This is a genomic window from Halobacterium sp. CBA1126, from assembly GCF_009741975.1.
Classification (GTDB): domain Archaea; phylum Halobacteriota; class Halobacteria; order Halobacteriales; family Halobacteriaceae; genus Halobacterium.
On record NZ_WPCF01000125.1, the window covers coordinates 1 to 6,488 of the forward strand.

Annotated in this window: 6 protein-coding genes, 1 tRNA gene and 3 pseudogenes; 7 read left to right on the forward strand and 3 right to left on the reverse strand. The window is 70.6% G+C overall.

Annotated elements, in window-relative coordinates:
- Both GJ634_RS13390 and mptA read left to right on the forward strand, forming a co-directional pair.
- A pseudogene (locus tag GJ634_RS13390) lies at positions 1-527 on the forward strand (NAD(+)/NADH kinase); the annotation flags it as partial.
- A 69-nt stretch (positions 528-596) separates the two neighbouring features.
- Positions 597-1,529 (forward strand): GTP cyclohydrolase MptA, encoded by a 933-nt coding sequence (gene mptA, locus GJ634_RS13395; protein WP_157503371.1) that lies wholly within the window; start codon positions 597-599, stop codon positions 1,527-1,529.
- Here mptA and GJ634_RS13400 read toward each other — a convergent pair whose 3' ends face one another.
- Both GJ634_RS13400 and GJ634_RS13405 read right to left on the reverse strand, forming a co-directional pair.
- A complete protein-coding gene (locus GJ634_RS13400; protein ID WP_157503372.1) occupies positions 1,530-2,330 on the reverse strand; it encodes a TrmB family transcriptional regulator in 801 nt (266 codons plus the stop codon).
- A gap of 66 nt (positions 2,331-2,396) precedes the next feature.
- Positions 2,397-4,023 (reverse strand): annotated as a pseudogene (locus GJ634_RS13405) (DUF255 domain-containing protein).
- A gap of 93 nt (positions 4,024-4,116) precedes the next feature.
- Between GJ634_RS13405 and GJ634_RS13410 the strand changes: the two are divergent.
- The 5 genes from GJ634_RS13410 (at position 4,117) to GJ634_RS13430 (ending at position 6,071) form a co-directional block, all read left to right on the forward strand.
- Positions 4,117-4,716 carry an FxsA family protein gene (locus GJ634_RS13410; protein WP_157503374.1) on the forward strand — a complete coding sequence of 200 codons (600 nt, stop codon included), beginning with the start codon at positions 4,117-4,119 and terminating at the stop codon, positions 4,714-4,716.
- A gap of 64 nt (positions 4,717-4,780) precedes the next feature.
- Positions 4,781-4,854 (forward strand) — tRNA-Ile (locus GJ634_RS13415).
- 109 nt (positions 4,855-4,963) lie between these two features.
- On the forward strand, positions 4,964-5,266 hold the full coding sequence (locus GJ634_RS13420) for a hypothetical protein (RefSeq protein WP_157503375.1): 303 nt from the start codon (positions 4,964-4,966) through the stop codon (positions 5,264-5,266).
- Between the two features lie 301 nt (positions 5,267-5,567).
- Positions 5,568-5,774, forward strand: a complete 207-nt coding sequence (locus tag GJ634_RS13425; RefSeq protein WP_157503376.1) for a hypothetical protein — start codon at positions 5,568-5,570, stop codon at positions 5,772-5,774.
- Positions 5,775-5,804: 30 nt separating this feature from the next.
- Positions 5,805-6,071: a hypothetical protein gene (locus GJ634_RS13430; RefSeq protein WP_157503377.1), complete on the forward strand. Its 267-nt coding sequence runs from the start codon at positions 5,805-5,807 to the stop codon at positions 6,069-6,071.
- Positions 6,072-6,102: 31 nt separating this feature from the next.
- Here GJ634_RS13430 and GJ634_RS13435 read toward each other — a convergent pair.
- A pseudogene (locus tag GJ634_RS13435) lies at positions 6,103-6,488 on the reverse strand (Lrp/AsnC family transcriptional regulator); the annotation flags it as partial.

The following is a 6,488-nucleotide window of genomic DNA, read 5'->3' on the forward strand; positions in this document are numbered from 1 at the left end:
CGGTCCGCCGGGAGCTGGAGCGCTACCGGGAGACCGGCGAGGTGCGCCACCGCGAGGTGCCGCGGGCGGCGGCGTCCGGCGAGCGCGAGTGGTCGCTGACGCCGGCGCTGAACGAGGTCGTGATTCAGGGCGAGCAGCGCGGCCACGGCCACGGCGTCGACGTGGAGGTGCGCGTCGACGGCTCGCTGTTCGAGGCGACGCACGCTGACGGCGTGCTGGTGGCGACGCCGACCGGGAGCACGGCGTACAACCTCAGCGAGGGCGGCCCGCTCGTGCAGCCGGGGGTCGGCGCGTTCGTCGTCAACGGGATGTGCGCGGACGAGGCGATGCCGCCGCTGTTGACGCCGGTCGACGGCGAGGTGACCGTGCGGGTCGACGGGCCGGAGCACGCGGTCGTCTCCAGCGACGGGTCGAACCGCCAGCGCGTGAAGACCCCGGAGGTCGTCACCGTCGAGGCGGCCGACGAACCCGCGCGGGTCGCGGGCCCGGACTCGGACTTCTTCCAGGCGCTGAACAAGCTGAAGTAGGGGTCCGCGAACGGGAGGCGGTCGCCGGAACGGAAAGGGTTAGTGAGCTACCAGCCCAACGACGGGGTAATGAGCCAGCAGCTGCCGGACGTACAGGCGACGGAGCCGGAGGTTGCAGTCGGGTTGAGTCAGGTCGGGGTGACGGGCGTCGAGAAGCTCGTGAAGATCGCCCGCGAGGACAAGCGCCCCATCGTGTTGACCGCGGAGTTCGAGGTGTACGTCGACCTCCCGCAGGGCCGGAAGGGCATCGACATGAGCCGGAACATGGAGGTCATCGACGAGACCCTCGAGGACGCCGTCTCCGAGCCCGTCTACCGGGTCGAGGAGATGTGCGGGGAGACCGCCGAGCGCCTCCTCGACAAGCACGACTACACGACGACGGCGACCGTCGAGATGGAGGCGGAGCTGATGATCCGGGACGAGACGCCCGCCAGCGAGCGCCAGACGCAGGGCACCGTCGACATCATCGCGTCCGCGACCGCCGAGGAGGGCGAGCCGACCCGCGAGGAGATCGGCGCGCGCGTCGTCGGCATGACCGTCTGTCCGTGCAGCCAGCAGATGATGAGCCAGCACGCCCGCGAGAAGCTCGCGGACCTCGGCGTCGGCGAGGACGACGTCCGGGAGTTCCTCCAGGAGGTGCCGCAGGCGGGCCACAGCCAGCGCGGGCACGCGACGCTCACCGTGGAGACGTCGGGCGACCCGGACGTGGACCTGATGGACCTCGTGGACGTCGCGCGGGACTCGATGAGCGCACGCATCTACAACCTCGCGAAGCGCCCGGACGAGGACCACATGACCTACGCCGCCCACGCGAACGCGAAGTTCGTCGAGGACTGCGTGCGGTCGATGGCCGAGGGCGTCGTCGCGGAGTTCGACCACCTCGACGACGGCGCGGTGGTGACGATGAAGCAGTCCAACGACGAGTCCATCCACCAGCACAACGCCCACGCCGAGCGCGTCGCGGAGTTCGGGACGCTCCGCGAGGAAGTCGGCGGCGAGTAGTCAGTCCAGGGTCGCGGCGTCGGTCCACGTCTCCGCGAACACCTCGTAGACGTCCGCGGCGAACGTCGAGTCGTGGAGGTCGATCATCGCGAACGACTCGTCGGGGGCGACCGGGTTCGTCACTTCCAAACAGACCTCGGCGTCGTCGACGATGGTGACGTTGCCCTCGACGACGGGGCCGATGCGGACCTCGTAGCCGGGGTGTTCGGCGAGCACGGCGACGTAGCGCTCGTTGACCTCCTCGGGGATGTTCGAGGAGAGGTCCTGGGAGATGAGCACGGAGACGTCGACGCCGCGCTCGAGCGCGTCCTCGAGGTGGTCGACGATGCGGCTGGTGGTGTCAGCGACGTCGAAGCTCGTGGACTCGAAGCCCGCGAGCAGCCGGACGGAGTCGTCGGCGGTGTCGATGCGCTCGAGCAGGAGGTCCAGGGAGTCCGCGGGGCCGAGCGCGGCCGTCCAGAACCCCTCCTCTGGCTCGGAGGGCGTCTGGAGGTCGCTCTCGAGCTCGTCGACGACGGCCTCGTACTGGTCGGCCTTCTCGCGGAGTTCGCGCTTGCGGTCCTCCAGCAGGCGGTCGAGGGCGGTCTCGGGTTCGACGGCGACGTACTTCTTCGGGCGGCTGGCGGCCTGACTGCGCACGAGGTGCTGGGACTCGATGCTCCCGAGCACGTCGTAGACCCGTCCCATCGGGACGCCGCTCTCCTCGGACAACTCCTTGGCGGTTGCCGGCCCGGTTCGGAGGAGCGCGCGGTACGCGCTGGCTTCGTACTCCGAGAGGCCGAGGTCCCTCAAGTCAGCCATCTCGTCGTCGGTTCGACGCGCGGCGTGAAAAACGCTGTGACAGTTTACGGGCTGTCCGCAGTCGGATTACTCGGTCGACTGGGCGACGAGGTCCGCGAGCGCGTCGGGGGAGTCGACGGCCTCGCTGGTGCCGTCGGCTCCGACGAGCCACGCGGTCCCGGGTTCGCCGTCGGGCGTTCGGCACGACGACCTTCTCGTGGTCGGCCATGCGGAGCGCGGCGCGGTGGAGGTCGCTGCCCGCTTCGTCCGCGACCTCGACGACGAGCGGTTCGCTGACGACGCGGGACGCGGCGGTGCTGTACGCCGCGACCTGCGCGCCCATGCGCTCGGCGGCGCCCGCGAACGCGCCGACGGCGTCCGACGCGGCCTCGTGGTAGCGGGCGTCCCGCGTGAGGTAGTGGAGGTCGACGAGCGCGTCCGCCATCACGGCGGTGTCGTCGATGGGGCGCAGCGGCTGGTCGAGCAAGCCGGCGCCCTCCAGCGGGCCGTCGCGGAACGCGCCCGTTGCGTCCTGTAGGTCGTCGATGGTCGCGTCCGCGATCTCGACGGCGGTGTCGAGGTAGTCGCCGCCGAGGACCTGTGCGGCCGTCGCGAACGCCTGCACGACGCGGGCGCGGTCTGCGAGCAGGCCCGTCGGCGCGTCCGGGTCGTCGAAGTGCCGGACGGTCGCGCCGTCCACGAGCGCCTCCCGGAGGTAGTCGAGCGTGCGCTCGGCGTACCGGGTGGCGGTGTCGTCGTCGGTGTACGCCGCGAACGCGAGCAGCGCGTCCGCCGTGAGCGCGTTCACGTCCGCGTACGCCGTCTCGTCGACCGGCGGCTCGTCGTGGCTCGCGCGCTCGTCGGCGGCCTGCTCGAAGTACTCGCCGGCCGCCTGACTGCCGCCGAACGCCTCGCCCGTCCACAGCGTCCCCGTCGCGTAGTCGATGGTGTGCTCGGCGGGCTCGCGGTAGTCCTCGCTGCCCGTGTGGAGGTACGCCGACGCGAACGCCCGCAGGAGGCTGGCGTTCTCCGCGAGCACCTTCTCGCGCTGGGGGTCCGACCAGTCCCGGCCGTGCGCGAACCGGAAGAACCCGCCGTCCACGTCGTCCGCGAGGTTCCGCCGGACGGCGTCCAGCGTCCGCAGCGCCTGCTCGCGCTCGCGCTTGAGCGCGAACTCCACGGTCGACGGCAGCGGGAACTTCTCGTCGGTCCCCCAGCCGCCGTGCTCGGTGTCGAACTGCTCGCCGAGCTGGCCCGCGAGCAGCCGCTCGATGTCGCCGTCCACGGGCCCCACGGGCGGCTCGCCGCCGGCGAGCGCGCGCGGCATGCTGCCCGCGTCCTCGCCCTTCTCGTCGTACGTCTCGCGGACGCGCTGGAGGACCTGCCGGAACCCCTCGGGTTCGAGGAACGTCGCCCCCGCGATGTGCTCGCCCTCCGGCGTCACGAACACCGTCGACGGGAACCCGCCCATGTTGTACCGCTCCCGCACGCGCGGGTGGCGGTCGGCGTCCACGCGCACCGGCACGAAGTCGTCGTTGACGTTCGCGGCGATGCGCGGCTCCGCGTACGTCCGCTCGTCCATCTGCCGGCACCAGTCGCTCCACGACGCCACCAGCGACACCAGTAGCGGCACGTCGCGCTCGGCGGCCTCCGCGAACGCCGCCTCGCCCCACTCGCGCCACTCCACGCGCGTCGCGTCAGCGGACTCGTCCATACGTCCGCTGGGCGGCGAACCCGGGAAACCGTTTCGACACGGGCGAGCACCGCCAACAGAAAGGCTATGAATCGCCGTCGGCTACCCCGGCGTATGCCCCGACTCCGGTGGCTGTTCCTCGCGCTGCTCGTCGTCCCGCTGGCGGACGCCCTCTTCCTGGTGTTCGTCGCGGGACAGGTCGGCTGGCAGGTGACGGTGGCGCTCGTCGTGCTCACCGCCCTGCTCGGCACGCTGTTCGTGCGCGCGGAGGGCCGCCACACACTGCGACGCATCCAGCGCTCGCTCGCCGACGGGAAGGCCCCCACGGACGAACTCGTCGACGGCGGCCTGCTCATCGCCGCCGGCGCGTTCCTCCTCACGCCCGGCCTGCTCACGGACGCGCTCGGGTTCCTGCTCGTCTTCCCGCTGACCCGCTACCCGTTCCGGTACGCCGTCAAGGAGTGGGTCATCCAGCCCAAGCTCGACCAGTCGACCGGCGGGTTCGCCACCGGCAACGTCTACACGTTCGGCTTCCCCGGTGACGACGACGACGGCGGCGGGCCGTTCGCCGGCGCGGGCGGCGACGGCGGTGGCAGCGGCGGCAGCGGCCCGTTCGGCGCCGGCTCCGCGAGCAGTTCCGACGACGACGACACCATCGATCTCGACGAGGACGCCTACGACGTGGAATTCGAGGACGGCGACGACCGCCAGTAACGCAGGACGGCGCTGTCGAAAGGAAACCCTTAATTGTACCAGCGGCGAACGTCGGGATGCGTTCGGGCCAGTAGCTCAATTAGGTAGAGCGCCACTCTGATAAGGTGGAGGCTTCCGGTTCAAATCCGGACTGGCCCATTAAATCTTTCTCTCGAAAACCAACCGTTCAGCGGCGTCTTAGCCGATTTAGCACCAGTCTGAATCTCCCTCCAGAACCGTTTTGCGCGCTCGGCGCCACGACCCACCCATGACCGACGAGGTGAGCGAGCTCGTGGACGAGCTCCACGAGCGGGCGGCGGCGTTGAGCCGGGACGACGGCGCGCTCGGCGAGCTGTTCACGCCGGGGTTCATGGAGCGGCACACGGACGCGGCGACGTTCCGCGGGTTCCTCGACGACAGCGAGTGGGAGGTGGCGACGCGGTCGGACTTCGCGGCCATCGACGAGGCGGCCTTCGACGAGTACGTCGCGGCGCGGACGGCGTTCCCGCACTGGGAGGCGATGCTCGGGCAGGCCAGCGAGGAGTGGATCGCCCGCCAGCTCGTGGACTGACTGGGTTTTCGCACGCGCTGCGACTGCGCGTCGCTTTGAGTAGGGGCGGCGGAAAACGAGGCAGTGGGCGCCGTGACCCGACCGGCGCCCGTTGGTCCCCTCCCCCGCTGGCCGTCGAGGCCGCCTGCCCCGAACGCCCCCTCGGCCCGGCCTCGACGCCGCGGGTTTCAGTGTCCCCGCTGGCGCACCGCGGCGCTCGCGCGGCGAGCACTTTCCTGCGCGAAACTGCGAGCGCAGCGGCGGGCGCGTCGCCGACGCGGAAACCGGGGCTTTGACGCGGACGCAGCGCGAACGCCCGCGTATGGACTCACGCGTGGCGCTCGGACTCGTCATCGCCGCGGGGGTCGTGCTCCCCGGGGTCGCGAACTACTTCCTCCACCAGGCGGGTTTCTCGACGGTGGGCGCGGCGGTGTGGGCCGTCGGCTACGCGTCGATGGTCGTCGCGGTGTGGTACGGGTGGATTCGCCCACTCGACTTGCGCGGCCCGGACGGCGGAACGGAACCTTAAAGGGGATTTCGCGGCGAAATCCAGCCAGCAATGGCGTTCACACCGCTGCCCCTCGTCGACGACTTCCTCTTGAGTTACCACGTCGGGCACGCGCTCCTCGTTCTGTTCGCGCTGTCCATCGTCGGCACTATCCCCCTCGGCTCCCGGAAGCTCGTGGCGTTGAACGCGTCGCTGTTCGGCGTCCTCTTCTTCGTGTCGCCGGCCTCCCAGCTCGGCAGCGACCCGTTCACGTACCGGATGCTCGGGGTCGCGTTGCTCGTCGTCGCGCCGATCCTGTACACCACGGCCCGCGAGTAGCAGCGACCGCGACAGCGCACCCGGGGCGGGATTACTCGCCGACGAGGTCGTCGTAGCGCGCGCCGGTCTGTTTCAGCGTCTCCTCCGAGTAGAGCCGTTCGTGGTCGAACGGCAGGTACTCGGCTGCGAGTTCGTCGATCTTCTCGTCGACGGCGCCGCTCTCGCGGCCGTGAATCATCGTGAAGAGGTTGTACGGCCAGTCCTGCTCGGGGCGGCGCGGGCGGTGGTAACAGAGGGTGACGTAGGGGAGTTCGCCGACCTCGACGCCGCGCTCGTCGAGTTCGTCGTCGGGGCGACGTCCCAGACGACCATGCAGTTGGCGTCGAAGCCCGTGACGACGTGGTTGACGACGCAGCCCACGCGCTTGATGCAGCCGTCCGCGAGCAGCCGCTCGGTGGCGTCGAGAACGTCCTCGAC

What these genes read in the sequence shown, in the direction of transcription:
- mptA (WP_157503371.1), top strand. Translation starts at nt 597, where the DNA reads ATGAGCCAGCAGCTGCCGGACGTACAGGCGACGGAGCCGGAGGTTGCA.
- GJ634_RS13400 (WP_157503372.1), bottom strand. Translation starts at nt 2,330, where the DNA reads ATGGCTGACTTGAGGGACCTCGGCCTCTCGGAGTACGAAGCCAGCGCG.
- GJ634_RS13410 (WP_157503374.1), top strand. Translation starts at nt 4,117, where the DNA reads ATGCCCCGACTCCGGTGGCTGTTCCTCGCGCTGCTCGTCGTCCCGCTG.
- GJ634_RS13420 (WP_157503375.1), top strand. Translation starts at nt 4,964, where the DNA reads ATGACCGACGAGGTGAGCGAGCTCGTGGACGAGCTCCACGAGCGGGCG.
- GJ634_RS13425 (WP_157503376.1), top strand. Translation starts at nt 5,568, where the DNA reads ATGGACTCACGCGTGGCGCTCGGACTCGTCATCGCCGCGGGGGTCGTG.
- GJ634_RS13430 (WP_157503377.1), top strand. Translation starts at nt 5,805, where the DNA reads ATGGCGTTCACACCGCTGCCCCTCGTCGACGACTTCCTCTTGAGTTAC.